The following is a 17,024-nucleotide window of genomic DNA, read 5'->3' on the forward strand; positions in this document are numbered from 1 at the left end:
AAAAATTAGAACGAGGAAGCACTTATGGAAGTTGTATCCGGTCCGCTAACCGCACAATCTGCGGAAACCCTGCAACGCATCGCTCACGCCGCAGAAGCGGCAGACGGCACGGCGCCCTTCGATGAACAGACCCTGCTAGACGTGGCCGCCGGGGCCAGTTCTTCCAAAGTGTGGCAGGTAGGGGAACCGGCGGTGGGTATCGCCCATCGCGGCCGCAATAACACCGTGGAATTGGCGGTATTACCGCAAGCTCGCGGCACCGGCGTGGGGACGGCCCTGTTGCGGGCCGCCGCCCGGGATGGGGAAACAGATTTTTGGGCGCACGGCGATTTGCCGGCCGCCCAGTACCTGGCCGAAAAAGAAGGCCTGCTTCCCGGCCGCGAGCTGCTGGTGTTGGAACGTAGCGTGGGAGAAGAAAATCCGGCGCCCGAACCCGGCGAGATCCCCGGCGTCGTTATTTCCACTTTCGATCCAGACGTTGATTTTGCGGACTTGGTACAACTCAACGCCACCGCTTTTGCTACCCACCCCGAACAGGGGGCTTTGCAGGCCGCGGATTTCCGGGCGCGCATGCGCGAACCGTGGTTCTCCCCGGAATTGTTGCTCGTGGCTAAAACCGAGGGCACCATGATCGGTTTCCTCTGGCTCAAACCACAGGAAGTGGCGACGCCGCAAAGGGTTGCCACGTCGCAAGAAGTGGCGACGCCGCAAGGGGCTGGCACCGGCGCTGGCCCCGAGGGCGAAACCGTAACCAGCGCCAATAGCAGCATCGAAACCGGAACCGCGCGGGATAGCTCTCTGGAGATTTATGTGCTCGGCGTGGATCCGGAATATGCGGGCCGCGGTTTGGGTACCGAGCTCACGCACCGGGCGCTACTAGTGGCACAAAACCGCGGTTTTGAAAAAGTCATCTTGTATGTGGATGGGGAAAACGAGGCGGCCGTCCGCGTGTACGAAAAGGCCGGCTTCCACCAGGCACAGCGGCATGTGCTGTATCACGTGCCGCTAACGGCATCTTTGAGTGCCGCACGCGGCGCCAGCCCCGCCACGGCAGCAGATGTGGCCAAAATGGCGGAAGTTAGGGCGCCGGAAACAGCAGAGCCGGAAGCATCGGTGCCAGATAGCGTCTCGTCAGAAGGTGCAGCTCAGCAAACCGCGTCGGAAACCGCGTCGGAAACCGCGCCGGAAAATACCGCGGAAACCGTTGCGGAAGCAGTAGCGGCCGCAGCCGCGCAGGCGGCCGCGGCGCAGCCGGAAGATAGTTTCCATGTGGCGGCCCGGCTCGGTTCACCGGTTTCCACCAAATCGCTCACGCAAATGGCGAAAGAAGCGCGCGCGGAAGCCAAGCGCGCGGCCAAAGCCCCGGAAGAATCCAAACTTCCGCAGGGCCGGTTTGCGGACCGTGAACTTTCCTGGTTGGCCTTCAATGAGCGCGTGCTCGAACAGAGCGAGGATCAAAGCTTGCCGCTTTTGGAACGCGCCTGGTTCCTCTCCATTTTCTCTTCCAACTTGGACGAATTCTTCATGGTGCGAGTGGCCGGCCTGAAGCGCCGCATTCGCTCCGGCATCGCCGTCACCGCCGCTTCCGGGCTTACCCCGCGGCAAGTGATGAACGGGATCGAAGAACGCACGCACGAACTCACAGCCCGGCATGCCCGCGTCTTTCTAGACGACGTCGCCCCCAAACTTGCCGACCAAGGCATTCGTATCACGCGGTGGCACGAGCTCGGAAAAACCGAAAAGAAACAGTTCTCGCGGTTCTTCAAATCCAATATTTTCCCGGTGCTCACCCCACTCGCCGTCGACCCTTCCCACCCGTTCCCGTACATTTCCGGGCTTTCGCTCAACCTGGCGGTACGCGTGGAAGACGGTTCCGGCGCCACTATGTTCGCGCGCGTGAAAGTACCCGATATTCTCCCGCGGTTCATTGCGTTAGACCCGCAAGGTAACGTTTACCGCGCCGAAACGATCCCCGCAGAACCGGAAGAAGAACTCCGTTTCTTGCCGCTCGAGGAACTCATCGGGGAACATTTAGGCGAACTTTTCCCGGGTATGCAGGTGAAGGATTACTCTACTTTCCGGGTCACCCGTAACGAAGATCTAGAGGTAGAGGAAGACGACGCCGAAAACCTGCTTACCGCACTCGAAAAAGAGCTCATGAAACGCCGTTTTGGGCCCGTAGTGCGCCTGGAGGTAGACGAAAATATGGCACCGGAAGTACTCCAGTTCCTCATGTCCGAAATGGATATTGGGGAAAGTGATGTTTACCGGTTGCCCGCCCCGCTCGATCTGACCAGCTTGGATTTGTTTCACAGCTTGGATCGGCCAGCCCTCAAATACCCGAAATACGTACCGGTCACGCCAGTGGGGCTCACCGATGCGGAATCGGCGCAATCGGCGAATCTTTTCAAAAAGATCCGGCAAGGGGAAGTGCTCGTCCAACACCCCTACGAATCATTTTCCACCTCGGTGCAAGCCTTCATCGCGCAAGCCGCCGCCGATCCGAAAGTGCTCGCCATCAAACAAACCCTGTACCGTACTTCGGGGGATTCTCCGATCATTGATTCGCTTATTCAAGCGGCACAGGCCGGCAAACAGGTTTTGGCGATCGTAGAAATCAAGGCTCGGTTTGATGAAGAACGCAATATTGGGTGGGCGCGCAAACTCGAACGTGCCGGCGTCCACGTGGTCTACGGGATGGTGGGCCTGAAAACCCATTGCAAACTGTGCCTCGTGGTACGCCAAGAAGGAGCCGTATTGCGCAGGTACTGCCACGTGGGAACCGGGAACTATAACCCGAAAACTGCGCGTGGCTACGAAGATCTGGGGCTTTTCACTTGCGACCGCAACGTGGGCCAAGATCTCACCCGCCTCTTCAATCAGCTCTCCGGCTATGCCCCCGCCGCCACTTTCCACAGACTGCTCGTGGCTCCCACCGGGATCCGCGCCGGCCTGGTGGAAAGAATCGAAAAGGAAATTGCGAACAAAAACGCTGGCAAACCCGCCTGGATCAAAATCAAATGCAATTCGATCATCGATGAAACCATGATCGACGCCCTCTACCGAGCCTCCCAAGCCGGCGTACCGGTATGGATCCAAGTGCGCGGCATTTGCGGGGTGCGGGCCGGCATTCCCGGCCTTTCCGAAAACATTCGGGTCCGTTCCATCCTGGGCCGGTACCTGGAACACTCGCGTATCTATGCGTTCTGCAACGACGGCGATACGGACGTATGGATCGGTTCGGCCGACCTCATGCACCGCAACCTGGACCGCCGCGTAGAAGCTCTCATAAAAATCGTGGTGCCCGAACAAATCGAACGGGTCGTTGAACTTATCGACGTGGCCATGGCCGATTCCACCAGTTCCTGGCGGCTCGGCCCAGACGGGTGGGTGCGGCACAACCGCACCGCAAAAGGCCGGCCGCTCGTAGATATCCAAGATCTCCTCATGCGGCAGGCCCGCTCCAAAGTAGCGGGGTCGCAAAACTAAGTGGCAGGGTTGCGGGACTGCCGGGAGCTAACAGGCCGGTTGCGGGACCACCGGAACTACCGAAACCCAGCGGTTGGTTGCGGAGCCGGTAGCCGGCGCGGTGCAAAACTAGAGGCCGGCTACCGGAACCGCTAGTTGGTTTTTGAAAGCAAACGTAGCGAACAGTAGGTTTTCGAAGCAGCGTAGCGAAAGGCAATGATGAGCAAAGAGAAGCGGGCCGGCGGGTGCGTTATATGGCGCCTGCGCCCGAACAAGGCAGACGCTAGTGACGCTATGAAACCGCGCGATACCGGTAGCGCCGGGAAAGTGCGGGCGGACGACGTCGAAATACTCCTCGTTGACCTGGGCAAACCGTGGGGGTGGATGCTCCCGGTAGCGGTGCGCGGCAAACGCGAAGGCGCTCGCGACGCCGCGGTGCGTGCCGCCGCCGAATTTGCCGGTTTCGACGCCGCCCTCGCCCAGCCGCTGCAAAGCTCCTACCTGAAGGGGCCGGGCGGAAAACCGGGAATGCGGATCTCGTTCTGGCTGGCACAAGAACTGCAACCCGGCCATCCGGCCCTGGCTTTACGCAAAGGCCAAAAACGCTACCGCAAACACAGCAAAGCTCGCCCGCATCGCTGGGTGGGGCTGGCGGAAGCCGCAGAAATTCTCGGTGCCGGCCCGCACACTAAACCACTCGCCAAATTGGCCGCCAAGGTAGCCAAAATCCAAAAACACGGGGAGTTGAACACGCGCGCCGTGCTTTTTGTGCGCCACGCGCGGGCCCGGAAACGATCCGTGTGGAAAGGTCCGGAAGATACGCGCCCGCTCACCCCGCAAGGGGCGGAAAGAGCCGCAGAGATCGCCTATGACCTGTCAAACTATGGGATTACCTGGTTGGTTTCTTCCCCGTGGAAACGGTGTGTGGATACGCTCTATCCGTATGCGCGGTGGACGGGGTTGAAGATCGAAACCGCGCCGGAACTTACCGAAGCTGCCTATGCCAAAGATCCCAAACGGGCCGCGCAAACCATTCACGATTTCCTTGTCTCTTCGCAATCCCCCGCCGCCGTTTCTTTGCACCGGCCCACGCTGCCGGGCGTACTGGAAGAAGCTGGCCTGCATGCGCGGGGGAGCGTCAAAAAGCGCATCCCCAAAAAAGATCCCTACCTGAAAACCGGAGAAATTCTGGCCTTACACATGATGGGTTCCACCGCGGTAGCAGCAGAAAAATTCCGGCCGATCTCCCTGGAATACCGCACGGCCGCGGACTTGCGGCCCGCTGCCGCGCTCAAACGGTAGCGCGGGCGCAGGAACCCGCCGCGGAAACTGAAAACTACCTGTGATCGACCAGACAGGCTAGTTAACCTCCCGTTTACCTTAAATGTCTGGAGCCGTTACCCGAGCTTTTTAGCCTGAACGCAGTGAGCGCGAAACGGGCGCTCCCTGGCATACAAGGACACAACTGTGAAGATTAAGAAGTTTACGGCACTTGCTGCCGCCTCTGCCCTCGCTTTTACCCTGACCGCTTGCGGAGGGGACGCAAATAGCGGAAATAAGACCACGGAATCGGCCACCACGGAGGCCGCTACCAATAATGCTGGCAGCTCCGATTCGGGCATTTCCGGAACCATTAACGGTTCGGGTGCTTCCTCGCAGGTAAATGCCCAGCAGGCCTGGCGGGATGCTTTCGTGCAGAAGAACAGCGGCGCTACCGTCAACTACGAACCGACGGGTTCCGGTACCGGGCGCGAACAGTTCCTCACCGGAAAGGTGGCCTATGCCGGCACCGATTCCATTTTTGATGAAGAAGAGCTCGCCAAGGTGGGCCAGGGTAGCCAGTGCGCCAGCGATGTGCTGATCGAACTGCCGGTTTACATTTCCCCGATCGCCGTGGCTTACAATCTGCCCGGCGTAGATAACCTGAACCTCACTGGGGAAACCGTTGCCAAGATTTTCAAGGGCGAGATCAAGAAGTGGAATGACGCGGCTATTGCCGAAACGAACCAGGGTGTAAACCTGCCCGATCTCGATATCATTCCCGTCAACCGTTCCGACGATTCCGGTACTTCCAAGAACTTCCAGGGCTACCTGCAGGAAGCCGCTCCCGATGTGTGGACGGACAAGCCTTCTGACACCTGGCCCATCACCGGTACCCAGTCCGCGCAGCAAACGTCCGGCGTCGTCAACCTGGTGAAGACCACCGAAGGTGCCATCACGTACGCCGACTATTCGCAGATCGGTGATCTCAAGGCTGCCAAGCTGCAGGTCGGCTCTGATTTCGTAGGCCCCACTCCGGAAGCTGCCGCCGCGATTGTGGACGGTTCCCCGGCAACTGAAGACGCTACCGATACGCGCCTGACCGTGGACCTCAAGCGTGACGGTTCCATCGAAGATGCCTACCCGGCCGTTATGATTTCCTACCTGGTGGCATGCCAGGATTACAAGGACGCATCGGTGGGCTCCTTGGTGAAGGAATTCTTCACTTACGTGGTTTCTGCGGAAGGGCAGGAACGTGCCGCCTCCGCGAAGGGTGGTAACGCTCCGATTTCGGACGCACTGCGTAAGGAAGCCGAAGCCGCAATCGCCAAGATCAAGTAACACGTGCGAAACTAGGCGAAACAACGAGCGAGTAGCGCAAGTTGATGGCAAAAGTTGATAAAACTACCGGGGAGGTTCCGGCGGCATCGCCTGTAGCCTCCCCGCAGGCCGAAAATACAGCAGTGGAAACGCCGAAAACCTCCGCGCTTACTTTTGGCTCTCGGCGCGCGCGTGGCCGCGCTGATGCTTCCTTCAAAGGACTGGCTTACGGAGCCGGCGTCCTGATTATTTTGATCCTGGGTGCCGTTTTCGTATTCCTCCTCGCCCAGTCTTACCCGGCTTACCTGGCCTCTGCCGAAGAAATTACAGACGCCGCTTCCTTCACGAAGGGCCTGAATTTCTGGCAGTATGCCGGCGCCTCCCTGTTCGGAACGATCCTCGCATCCGTTATCGCCCTGGCGATCGCGGTGCCACTTTCCATCGGGATCGCGCTGTTCATTTCCCACTATGCTTCCCGGCGTTTTGCGGCCGGGCTCGGATACGTGATCGACCTGTTGGCGGCGATCCCTTCCGTAGTTTTCGGGCTGTGGGGTATGCAAACGCTAGAGCCAGCCTTGCGGCCAATTTTCAAGTGGATCGACGGCGCACTTGGGCCAATCCTGCAATGGTGGGTGGACTATGTGCCGCTTATGGGAGAAGAAAACGGGCTCGCCCAGTTTGACTGGTGGCCCTTGCAACCCGACCTCGTACACTTCGTACCTCCGGCCCGTAACGTACTCATGGGCGGGCTGGTACTCGCAATCATGGTGATCCCGATTATCACCTCGCTGTGCCGGGAAGTTTTCTTGCAAACGCCCACGCTGCTCGAAGAAGCTGCTTTGGGCCTCGGCGCTACCCGCTGGGAAATGATCAAGATGACGGTACTGCCCATGGGTCGTTCCGGAATTACTTCCGCATCGATGCTCGGTTTGGGCCGCGCACTAGGAGAAACCATGGCTTTGCTCATGGTGCTCTCCCCGGGGCTCAACGTGAACTTCAACCTCATGGCACCCGGGCAACATTCCACGATCGCTTCCCAGATTGCCTTGAACTTCCCGGAAGCCGGCCCCGGCCTGCCCAGCCAGGTACTAGTGGGTATCGGTTTCATCCTGTTTATTTTGACCTTCGTGGTCAACTGGGCCGCGCGGCGCATCGTTGCCGCCAGCGCCGTGAAATAAGGAGGCAGGCATGGCAACAAACATTAACGAAAAAATCTCCGCACCGGGCAACGGCAGCGGCAATGGCACCGGCAATGGCAATGGCAATGGCACCGGCAACGGCAATGGCGGCACCGGCGCCGAAACTGCGGTAAAAGAACGCGTGCAGGTGGATCTCACCGCGGGAGGCAACAAGAAACTTCCCAAGGGTTTCACCTTCGGCGCGCTCATCGTGTGCTGGTTGCTCACCTACGGCCTGTTCCGTTTCGGCTTCAAAGCTGAATCGGCGGTCGGGGCCCTAGTAGTGGGCTACCTGATCTTCCTCGTGGTGATGCGGTTTGTTTCCCACAGCGTGGAAGGCCGGCGGGCAGGCAAAGACCGCATGGCCGGAATTATTATTACTTCCGCTTTCGTGATCGCGGTGGTACCGCTGATCTCGCTGCTGTGGGCGGTAGTACAAAATGCGGTCCCGGTACTCAACTATTCCTTCCTCAACAATTCGATGGTGGGAATGTCTGAAGCTGGTTCGCGGCCCGGGCTCGGCCACGCCATCGTAGGTACTTTGACGATTACCGGTACCACGGCGATTATTGCAATCCCGCTCGGCATTATGACCGCTATTTACCTGGTGGAATACTACCGGGGTGGCTGGTTCGGAAAGATCGTTACCTTCCTGGTAGACATCATGACCGGTATTCCTTCGATCGTGGCCGGCTTGTTCGCCGCCGCTTTCGTGGGCATGGTGGCGCCCTGGACGGGCCACCGCAACGGTCTGATGGGTGCGATTGCGCTCGTGGTTCTAATGACGCCGATCGTGGTACGAAATACCGAGGAAATGTTGCGGATTGTGCCCGATGAACTGCGGGAAGCTTCCTATGCTTTGGGTGTCACGAAATCTCGGACCATTATCAAAGTGGTTTTGCGTACCGCTTTGCCGGGCATTGTTTCGGGGTGCGTGATCGCCCTGGCCCGCGTGATCGGTGAATCCGCGCCGCTTATGATTACCGCTTCCTCGCCCGATGGGTTCAACTATTCGCTCATCAACGGCCCGGTAATGACCTTGCCCGTATTCGTCTATTCGATGTTCCAACGCGGCATGATGGATTACGCCTGGGGTGGCGCCTTCGTGCTGGTAATCATCGTCTTGATCCTCAACCTCATTGCGCGCTTTATCGCCAAGGTATTCGCGCCGAAGACCCGCTAGCTTGCCGGCACGTAGCCGCAGCCAAAACTTTTTAGCTCGGTGGTGCGTAGCCGGAGCTAAGACTCTCTAGTTAGCCGGCACGTAGCCGCAGCTCTGAAAGGACAGAGAAGTGACTGAAGGAATCGTCGTACGCGACGAAAACATCTACTACGGCAAGTTCCTAGCCGTAGAGGGCGTGAACGTACATATCCGCCCGAACTCGATTACCGCCCTGATTGGCCCTTCCGGGTGTGGAAAATCCACTTTCTTGCGTTCCCTCAACCGGATGCACGAAGTACAGCCGGGGGCCTACGTAACCGGATCAGTAGAAATCGACGGGCAAGATATTTATGCCCCGGGTGTGGATCCGGTAACCGTGCGCGGGCACGTGGGCATGGTGTTCCAGCGGCCCAACCCGTTCCCCACCATGTCGATTCGCGATAACGTTTTGGCGGGCTACCGGCTCAATAACCAGAAGGTGAACAAGGCCGACGCCGAAGAAATCGTTGAAACTTCCCTGCGTGGCGCCAACTTGTGGGAGGAAGTAAAAGACCGGCTGGACCGGCCGGGCGCTTCCCTTTCCGGTGGCCAGCAGCAGCGTCTATGCATTGCCCGGGCAATCGCGGTAAAACCGCAAGTGCTCCTCATGGACGAACCGTGCTCCGCCCTGGACCCGATCTCCACCCTGGCAATCGAAGACCTGATGACGGACCTGAAAGACGACTTCACGATCGTGATCGTCACGCACAATATGCAGCAGGCCGCCCGCGTTTCCGAAATGACCGGTTTCTTCAATATTGAAGGCACCGGCAAGCCCGGGCACCTCGTGGAATTTGACTCGACGGAGAAAATCTTCTCCAACCCCGCAAATTCCGAAACCGAAGATTACGTCTCCGGCCGCTTCGGGTAAGCAAGTCTCCGGCCGCTTCGGATAGGCAGCGGGCGGAGGCCGGCCTGGCCGCTCCAGCTCGCGGACAGGCGCCCACCAGTGGCCACCGGTGCGGTTTATTACCGGCACCGGTTGGTTAGTACTGGTTGTGCGGCGCCGGTTTGGTTTGGTTGGGATACAAGCACCGTTGCTTTACTCAACCAGCGCGGTTCCGTTTGCCGCGTGGAAGCGGGCTTGCCCACCCGCTCCAGCGAGACCCGTGAAAACTGTGGTTCGTGTCCCCCACAGTTTTCACGGGTCTCTTGGTCATAAAAGCCGGTTTTACGACGCCGGCGGTGGACAGCCGGCGGCCAACCGAAAGCGCGGCCGCCGCCAGCGTGCGCGAACACAGCAGCAGGCTCGCCGGTTAGCGCAGTAGCCTGGATAGCGCAGTCGTGCAGCCGCGCACCTGTGCAGTCGTGCAGCCGCGCAGTCGTGCTTAAATAAGTACGAGGCGTAGCAAGAAGGTAGCCAAAGCGCCGAAAGCCGCGGCGCAGGGCAAGGTGAATATCCAGGCCAGGGCAATATTGCCGGCCGTACCCCAACGCACCGCCGCCTTGGATTTGGTGGCACCCACGCCCATAATCGCGCAGGTAATGGTTTGCGTCGTCGAAATTGGTGCGGCCCACAAAAACGCCGTCGTATAGAGCACCCCGGCAGCCACCGTTTCCGCCACGAAACCGTGCGGCGGATCTAGGTCAATCAGTTTCGAGCCGAGCGTGCGCATAATCCGGAAACCTCCGGTGGCGGTGCCAGCCGAAATCGCGCCGGCAGCCAAAAGTTTCACCCACAGGGGGATCACCGCGACGTCGTCGTGAAAACCACCCGCGACCAGCGCCAACACCATCACACCCATAGTTTTCTGGGCGTCCTGCAAACCGTGCCCCAAAGCTACCGCGGCAGCGGAAATTGTTTGCGCATACCGGAAACCATCCATCGTGCGCCGATAAGAAGCGGCACGCCAGTCAAGCAAAGCGAGGAGCAGTTTCATTGCCACGTAGGCGAGGGTGAAACCAACGATCGGCGAAATCACCATGGGGAGCACGACTTTATCCACAATCGCGGCCCAGTGGACGGTAACCGCGGTGACCAGCCCGGCGCCCGCCAGCCCGCCAATAAGGGCGTGCGAACTTGAGGAAGGTAGGCCGAACCACCAGGTAATCAGGTTCCAGACGACGGCGCCTATCAGCGCTCCGAGCACCAGTACCAAACCGTCGAGGGCCGGGGCGTCGGTAATATTCACGATCCCGGACCCGATGGTTTCCGCAACTTTCGTGCCGAGTAGGGCCCCCACAAAATTCATACAGGCCGCCATGGCCAAGGCCACCGGCGGGGTGAGAGCACGCGTGGCAACAGAAGTAGCGATCGCATTCGCGGCGTCGTGGAAACCGTTAGTGAAATCAAAAATGACGCTAAAGGCAATCACCACGAATACGAGGAACAGTAATTCGGACACGCTTATGACTCCTTGAGCGCGATCTGCTCAACCACATTCGCCAAGTTTTCGAAGGAATCCAAAGCGTTTTCCAAAGCGGTGGCGATCATGTGGAGCCGCATCACTTCCAAAGCGTCAGTGCTGCCGTTGAAAAGCTTGACGATAGTGTTGCCGTAGAGCCGGTCGCCCTGATTTTCGAGCTGATTCATGTGGATCCAATAGTCGCGCGTTTCGGGCGAAGTGGGCGAGAAATGCGAAAGGATCCGCGCCGATTCTGAAGCGCACTGCTGTAGCAACCCCACCACTTCCAAACATTCATCGGGCAAATGGGAAGGCGAAAGCATAACAATCCCGGAACCGGCTTCATCGATTAGGTCTACACAATCATCGATCGTGGAACTTAAATCGTAAAGATCAGTGCGATCGAAGGGGAGAACAAAAGACTTATTGACGAAAGTCAGCAGCGTATGCGAGGCATCATCGGCCTGGTTTTCTATTTTGTGGAGCGCTTGGGCGCGCTCGGCCTGTTGTGAAACATCGAGGCTAACGATCTGCTGAAGCTCGTTCGCCGCACTTTCCAAGTGCTGCGCCTGATCTTTAATTAGCGTCAACACCTGGTGAGACTTTGAGAACCTACTAAAAAACTTCAAGTTAACGCTCCGTTTCGACGTGAAGAACAGTCGGCGAACTTTCCGAAAACAGCTTAGATGAGTAAAACGAAAATGAAGGTGACTTTCGATGCTCGGTGTGGTGTTTTACTCGCTAAGCCGCGGGGTGGGCGCAACGGTAGCGGCCAAAGACGTGGTAGGACGCGGAAGATACTGGGCAAGCTCCAACCACAAATAGGCAAAAAGTGAGTGCCGTAACATAAAAATGTGGGCAAGTGTGAGGGAAGGTTTGGCCGGGCGCGTGTGGTTGGGGCGCAGGGCCAGGGTGCGTGGCCGGGACACACAAGGGCAAGGCAAAAATTGCATGGCCAAAAAAGGAAAGTAAATGCGCGGCAAAAAAGGAAAGTAAAGGCATCGGACCAGAGAGCGCCTGACGGCGCGAATGCCGCTCGAAGCGGCTGTAGTTGGAGCCCGGGGCTTTCGTGGTCCGATGCCGTACCAATACTCTAACAGGAACTACGGCAGAGTAAAAATACTGCGCGCGCCGGCCTTGAGCTGGGGAAGCCTAAGTATTACGCGGGTTTGGAGCATCTGCTTTGGAACGTCGGCTTTGGAGTTCCGGGTTTGGAGCACCGGCCTTGGGGCGCCGGCTTTGGAACGTCGGCTTTGGAGTTCCGGGTTTGGAGCACCGGCCTTGGGGCGCCGGCTTTGGAACGTCGGGTTTGGGCTAATGGACAATAATCGTTGTTTATGGTGGGGGTTTCGTTGATTTTATGGGGAAAAGTCGGTGTTATTAAGGTTTTGGAGCGCGAGCTTTAGAACGTCGGTGTTAGAGCGCACGGCATTTAAGTCTCCGAGTTGCGGTTAGGAGGCCCGTGGCGAGCTTACGGTTTACGGTCTGTGGGGTACGACGCCGTACGCAACCTGGCTTCCAGTGGCATGGCAGCGAAATATTTTTGCGGATGCTATTTCTCCTCCGCGAGGCTATTTGAAAGTCCTGCTAGGGGAGAGCGATATTTGACAGAATGGCGGTATGGACAGGCAGGAGCAGGAAAACCATCCCACCGGCGCCAGCGGCAGCCACGCTTCCGGCAGAAGGGCTTCGGGTAGAAGAGCCGCCGGTAGACGTGCGGCCGGTAGGCGCGCTTCGGGCCGGCGGGCATCGGGCCGGCGGGCATCTGGCCTACGGGCAGAAACTCCGCACAGCCACCACGCCGAGCCGCAGGAGCAGGACCTGCCTGCAACGCGGCCGTACCGCGCAGAGGGGCGATCGATCTGGTCAGAAGAGCGATCGTATCGATCTGAGTTGCGCCCGGCTGATTCGCATTTGCCCGAACCACGTTCGTCTGAACCGCCTTTGCCCGAGTCGCGCCCGTCGGAACCGCGCTCTTCTGAGTCGCGCTCGTCGGAAACTCCGCAGGTCAGCAAGTCGATTCCGGTGCGAGTCACGCTGCTAGCCGATTTCGTGGCACTCCTGGTCTGTGTTGCTTTCACCGCGGTATTTATTTTGACTTCCGGTTTTCCGATCAGTTTCCCACCCACGGGAACAGCGGCCTGGGTAACGGCCGGCCTCGCCTTCCTATCCGGGGCGCTCGCCGTTTACGCAATCACGGCTCGCGCGAAAATCCCCAATCCGCATCTAGCGCGCGGCCTGGCCTGGGCGATGCTCGCCATAGCCACTATTGCCGGTGCCTTGGGCAAAATTTCGGCCATGCCAGTACTGGCCGGAATAGGTGTGGTTATTGTGTTCCTCGCCCAGATGGCACGCCCGGTACCGGCCGGTACTTTGGTTTCCCAACTCGCGGTGAGTTACCTGGCGATTGCGGTGGCTATTAGCGCTGGCTTATGGCCGGCAAGCCTGCACCTGGTAGGCGGGGAAATGGCCGGCACGATTATGGCGGAATCCCTGCTGTGCATGGCGGTCGTCCGCATCATTTTGGGGCGCATCGCTTCCTGGTGGCCATATCTGCTCGTAGCCTTTGCGGGCGGGCTCGGTGCCGGCTGGGCCTATAGCACCATCACCGGCGCCACCGCGTGGGCCACGCTCACCGCCGGCCCGGTCTGGCTCGCCATCGTCCCGGCCCTGCTCTACCCGCTCTCCGATTACTACTCCGGGGTGCTAGCCGAAAAGCTCAGCCTCGCCTCGCCGCAAACCACGGCCGAAGAAAAAACGGCCGGGGAAGACGGCGTCGGCGCCCCCGCTGTGGAAAACTCGGAAACCACAAAAACTGTGCGTGCGCGTGAGACCGTGCGTGCGCGTGAAAACGAAGCTTCCGAAAACAACGCTACCGGCCGCGCACCCATTGGTTGGCTCACCCAAGCTGGAGTGGAATTAGCCGTGGTCAGCGTGTGTGGATGGCTCGCTTTCGGCATAGCGGCAATTATCGCTTAGTCTAGAACCATGGTGTTCACAATCCCCACAAATCTTGCTCCGGAAACGTACCCGATGGCCTGGCTGGTTGACGACTGGCGCGGCGCAGGCATCCTCGCCTATGAGGGCGTGGAAGCGGCGGCGTTCCTGCACGAACTGCGGATCGATAACGATAATGGCGGCCCATATTTGCGGGTAGTTTCCGATATTTGGTTGGCGCAGGAACCGGTTGCGGCTATTGACCAGGAACGGCCTGGCGGCGTGCAATACCGGATGCTCACGAAAGGGCAGCTGTGGTCTTCGCTCGTCGGTTACCTGCGGGTTTCGCCCGAACATGCAGAGGGGAAGAACGGCCAATACATTTTGGAAGGGACGGTTGCGCAACCGACCGGGCACGCGATGACTTTGGCGGGCGCGATCCAAGGGCCGCGGTTCCAATTCGTGGCCGATGCTATTGCTGCCACGCCGACGGCGCAGCGCTACGAAGCGGGGCGGATCACCGGTGGATATGTAGAGTCCGAACTTTTCTTCGCCTATGAAATGGCCGCTTTCGGCCAGGAATTACGCGACTATATGTCTGCCCGCTTGCAAAGAGTGGGCGATATCCCCGGGTTTACGGCAAAAACTGGGGAAGCGGTAGAAACCGAAGATGGTAACGGGACCGAAAAATAACCGGGCAGATACGGGAGCAGGCCCGCACGCGGCAGCAGTGCCAAGCCCTTTGCTGGCACGCGCGGGCGCCGTGGAAGCTACCGCAGACCCGCGCGGGAAGGGCGCCGCGTTTGGCGTGCCCTCGCATTTTGGCAATCCCTACCGCGAACAGCGCATGCTTCTTGCCGGCCGCGCCTTTACTGACTTAGGCCACGTACCCGTGCAAGCGCTCGCGGATACGCCGCTCTCTGCAGTGCCAGCGGAAGCGCCGGCGTTTTCGGCGCCCGATCATTTTTGGCGAGACGTACTCAAGCTCAACAGTGCGGGGCAGATTGTTGGCGGGTATGCGCTCGCGGTGGCTGGCGGTCAAGTTTTTCGTATTGAAACAGCACAAATGCGCCGGCTGGGCCAGGGCAGCAAGAAAGTTCGAGCAGCTGAACACCTGCCGGATGTTGAGCCGGCTTTACCAGCCGCGCAAAAACCGGATGCCAAACAGCGGAAAGCCAGCGTGGAATTGCCAGCGCCCGGGAAGGAAACATTAGCCACCGTGGACGGCTCGGCTACCGCGGAAGGTACGGGCAGCGCAAGTTTTTCGCGCCTGCGTTTGCTTGGCGCGTCTAGCACAGGCCCGGCCTGCGAAGCGCTCATGCAGGTGGCGGCCCGGAGCTCGCAGGGCGAACCTTTGCTCTGGCGCGACCCGTGGGAAGGTGCCGAATATGCAGAACGCATTGGCAGTGAACCGAATGAAGCTTGGCAAGCCGTGTATGCGCTGGTTCCCGGTAGAGAGCCGCAGCTAAGCCAGATTTTCGCTAAATTAGCTGCGGCCGGGGTGGAAGCAGCCGGGCTTACTGCCTGGGAATCGCAACTTGCCGCCACTTTCCGGCCCGCTAGCTATGCCGCCGCGGCAGTAGGCGCCCGGCCCGCCGAAGTGGGTTACGCGCCGCTCAATCCGCCCGCTGCTTCGCCAACTGATTCGCCCGCTGCTTCTCCGGCAGCTTCGCGAGAAGATCCGCCTACAGCTTCGCTTGCTGCTGCAGCCGCGTTTACCGCTTCAGCTTCGCCCACGCCACCAGCATCGGTGCGCGTTCCCGCCTTGCTCTATCTGGAAGGCCCCGACCTGGCCGATCTGCCCACTCCCGGAGATGTTTTGCTCATTTCCGAAGCATCCGGCGTCGGCCCCGAAAGTTCGCCGGAAACCCACCTCGAAACTTCGCCGGAAACCTACCCGGAAACTGCTCCGAAAAATAATCCGGAAACTGGCCCCGCATCTCGCGCGGAACCCGGCCCAGAATCTTGCCCGGGGCCTCACCCGGAACCTCACCCGGAACCCGGCCCGGAAACAGGTACCGCGCCTCGCACAGCAGTGCGGGCGTGCGGGGAAGTAGTGTTGGCGGCGCGCGATTATGAGGAGGGGCCGCTCGCCCTTGCTTTGCTGGACCGCGCCTCGCTTGCCGCCACGCGCACGACGCCGGTGCTGGTTGCGCCTCGCGCTACCGAAACCAACGCCATCGAAGCCAGTGCCATCGAAACCAGTGCCACCGAAACCGCGGAATTGGAGGAAACCACTTCCGTCACCAAAACCGCGGAATTAGTACCGCCTGCTGAAATGACACAAACCGCGGAATTGGTGCCGGGCGGCGAAGAAACACAAACCGCGGAATTAGCCGCACTGGCGGGGCAGGCACAGTTTTCGGCCTGGGCGGAACCGGTGGTCTGGGCACGCCCTCTGCCCTGGTTGCTAAGCTGGCAGGGCAGGAAAACGGGCGCGGAAGATTCGAGCTCGCGCAAGTAAACCCGGCGACGGTAAACGGTAAAGGGAGTCACGTGACAGGCACGGTAGCGACCATAATCATGATCCACCACATCTACGGTTTGACGGTGGGCGTTTTACTCACCGCTTTCGTGGTCTGGGCACTCCTTTCGTGCTTGCGGCAAAGCTCCCACAAATTCACCTTTGCCCGCAAAACCAAAGAATTTTGGACGCCGGTTTTAGTGCTCGCGCTCCTGGTAGTGGTCATCCAGTATTTGGTGGGATGGCGGTTACCGATGGGCGGGCTATTCACCTGCGTTTCCCTGTACGCGGCCCTTTATTATTTGGGGCCGGAAAGGCAAAGAATGGGTATCGGCCGCGCCGGCGAAGATTGGGGCCGGCGCGATTCTTGGCGAGGAGGATGGTAAATGCGTGCGGTGATCCAGCGCGTCAAACGTGCTTCGGTAACGGTAGATAACGAGGTCGTGGGGGAGATCGGGCCCGGATTGTGCGTCCTGGTTGGGGTTACCCAAGACGACGACGCCGCCCGCGCCGCCACGGTGGCAAGAAAAATTGCGCAGCTCAAGCTGTTGCGAGCCGCAGATGGCACAGATGATGAAAAACACCGACTTTCGGCCCAGGAAGCAGAAGCGCCGGTGCTCGTCGTCTCCCAGTTCACGCTGTACGCGGATGTGCGTAAAGGCCGCAAACCTTCGTGGTCGCGGGCCGCGCGCGGTGATATTGCCGAACCGCTATATGAAGAAGTGGTGCGAGAATTACGCGAAACCTACGGTCTGCAGGTAGCCACTGGCACTTTCGGAGCGGAAATGGATGTGGAACTCGTAAATGACGGACCGCTCACTATCTTGGTGGAGATTCCTGCCGCGTAAACC

Annotated in this window: 14 protein-coding genes and 1 pseudogene; 12 read left to right on the forward strand and 3 right to left on the reverse strand. The window is 59.4% G+C overall.

Annotated elements, in window-relative coordinates; genetic code table 11:
- Positions 1-570: 570 nt before the first annotated feature.
- From H8274_RS09660 to pstB, 7 genes and pseudogenes are all read left to right on the forward strand, one after another.
- Positions 571-969: pseudogene (locus H8274_RS09660) on the forward strand (GNAT family N-acetyltransferase); the annotation flags it as partial.
- A 90-nt stretch (positions 970-1,059) separates the two neighbouring features.
- Positions 1,060-3,489 carry an RNA degradosome polyphosphate kinase gene (locus tag H8274_RS00990; protein ID WP_420807974.1) on the forward strand — a complete coding sequence of 810 codons (2,430 nt, stop codon included), beginning with the start codon at positions 1,060-1,062 and terminating at the stop codon, positions 3,487-3,489.
- Between the two features lie 198 nt (positions 3,490-3,687).
- A complete protein-coding gene (locus H8274_RS00995; RefSeq protein WP_185933596.1) occupies positions 3,688-4,770 on the forward strand; it encodes a SixA phosphatase family protein in 1,083 nt (360 codons plus the stop codon).
- 165 nt (positions 4,771-4,935) lie between these two features.
- A complete protein-coding gene (pstS, locus tag H8274_RS01000) occupies positions 4,936-6,069 on the forward strand; it encodes a phosphate ABC transporter substrate-binding protein PstS (protein ID WP_049620283.1) in 1,134 nt (377 codons plus the stop codon).
- A gap of 44 nt (positions 6,070-6,113) precedes the next feature.
- Positions 6,114-7,226, forward strand: coding sequence for a phosphate ABC transporter permease subunit PstC (pstC, locus tag H8274_RS01005; protein ID WP_082160161.1), 1,113 nt, complete (start codon positions 6,114-6,116; stop codon positions 7,224-7,226).
- A 10-nt stretch (positions 7,227-7,236) separates the two neighbouring features.
- Positions 7,237-8,409 carry a phosphate ABC transporter permease PstA gene (gene pstA, locus H8274_RS01010; RefSeq protein WP_185933597.1) on the forward strand — a complete coding sequence of 391 codons (1,173 nt, stop codon included), beginning with the start codon at positions 7,237-7,239 and terminating at the stop codon, positions 8,407-8,409.
- Positions 8,410-8,518: 109 nt separating this feature from the next.
- On the forward strand, positions 8,519-9,298 hold the full coding sequence (gene pstB / locus H8274_RS01015; protein ID WP_049620284.1) for a phosphate ABC transporter ATP-binding protein PstB: 780 nt from the start codon (positions 8,519-8,521) through the stop codon (positions 9,296-9,298).
- A 457-nt stretch (positions 9,299-9,755) separates the two neighbouring features.
- Here pstB and H8274_RS01020 read toward each other — a convergent pair whose 3' ends face one another.
- The 3 genes from H8274_RS01020 to H8274_RS01030 all read right to left on the reverse strand — a co-directional run bounded on the left by H8274_RS01020 (position 9,756) and on the right by H8274_RS01030 (position 11,701).
- Positions 9,756-10,772: an inorganic phosphate transporter gene (locus H8274_RS01020; protein ID WP_185933598.1), complete on the reverse strand. Its 1,017-nt coding sequence runs from the start codon at positions 10,770-10,772 to the stop codon at positions 9,756-9,758.
- A gap of 2 nt (positions 10,773-10,774) precedes the next feature.
- Positions 10,775-11,401, reverse strand: a complete 627-nt coding sequence (locus H8274_RS01025; protein ID WP_049620286.1) for a DUF47 domain-containing protein — start codon at positions 11,399-11,401, stop codon at positions 10,775-10,777.
- Positions 11,402-11,506: 105 nt separating this feature from the next.
- Positions 11,507-11,701: a hypothetical protein gene (locus H8274_RS01030; protein ID WP_185933599.1), complete on the reverse strand. Its 195-nt coding sequence runs from the start codon at positions 11,699-11,701 to the stop codon at positions 11,507-11,509.
- A 1,096-nt stretch (positions 11,702-12,797) separates the two neighbouring features.
- Between H8274_RS01030 and H8274_RS01035 the strand changes: the two genes are divergently transcribed.
- From H8274_RS01035 to dtd, 5 genes are read left to right on the forward strand one after another with little or no spacing between them, the layout of a single operon-like run.
- Entirely contained in the window at positions 12,798-13,751 is a 954-nt protein-coding gene (locus H8274_RS01035; RefSeq protein ID WP_185933600.1) for a hypothetical protein, read from the forward strand.
- Positions 13,752-13,760: 9 nt separating this feature from the next.
- Positions 13,761-14,402 carry a heme-binding beta-barrel domain-containing protein gene (locus H8274_RS01040; protein WP_082160163.1) on the forward strand — a complete coding sequence of 214 codons (642 nt, stop codon included), beginning with the start codon at positions 13,761-13,763 and terminating at the stop codon, positions 14,400-14,402.
- The gene (locus H8274_RS01045; protein ID WP_185933601.1) at positions 14,380-16,173 is read left to right on the forward strand and encodes a hypothetical protein; all 1,794 of its coding nucleotides are present in this window, start codon (positions 14,380-14,382) and stop codon (positions 16,171-16,173) included. Before H8274_RS01040 ends, H8274_RS01045 begins: the two co-directional genes overlap by 23 nt.
- Before the next feature lie 32 nt (positions 16,174-16,205).
- Positions 16,206-16,559 carry a DUF2516 family protein gene (locus H8274_RS01050; RefSeq protein ID WP_185933602.1) on the forward strand — a complete coding sequence of 118 codons (354 nt, stop codon included), beginning with the start codon at positions 16,206-16,208 and terminating at the stop codon, positions 16,557-16,559.
- Positions 16,560-17,021, forward strand: a complete 462-nt coding sequence (gene dtd / locus H8274_RS01055; RefSeq protein WP_049620290.1) for a D-aminoacyl-tRNA deacylase — start codon at positions 16,560-16,562, stop codon at positions 17,019-17,021. It abuts the gene before it with no gap.
- The last annotated feature ends 3 nt before the right edge of the window (positions 17,022-17,024 follow it).

Source organism: Actinobaculum suis, from assembly GCF_900618115.1.
GTDB classification, from domain to species: Bacteria; Actinomycetota; Actinomycetes; order Actinomycetales; family Actinomycetaceae; genus Actinobaculum; species Actinobaculum suis.

Coding starts and splice junctions, on each gene's coding strand:
- H8274_RS00995 (WP_185933596.1), top strand. CDS start 3,688: ATGAGCAAAGAGAAGCGGGCCGGCGGGTGCGTTATATGGCGCCTGCGC.
- pstC (WP_082160161.1), top strand. CDS start 6,114: ATGGCAAAAGTTGATAAAACTACCGGGGAGGTTCCGGCGGCATCGCCT.
- pstA (WP_185933597.1), top strand. CDS start 7,237: ATGGCAACAAACATTAACGAAAAAATCTCCGCACCGGGCAACGGCAGC.
- H8274_RS01040 (WP_082160163.1), top strand. CDS start 13,761: ATGGTGTTCACAATCCCCACAAATCTTGCTCCGGAAACGTACCCGATG.
- H8274_RS01045 (WP_185933601.1), top strand. CDS start 14,380: ATGGTAACGGGACCGAAAAATAACCGGGCAGATACGGGAGCAGGCCCG.
- dtd (WP_049620290.1), top strand. CDS start 16,560: ATGCGTGCGGTGATCCAGCGCGTCAAACGTGCTTCGGTAACGGTAGAT.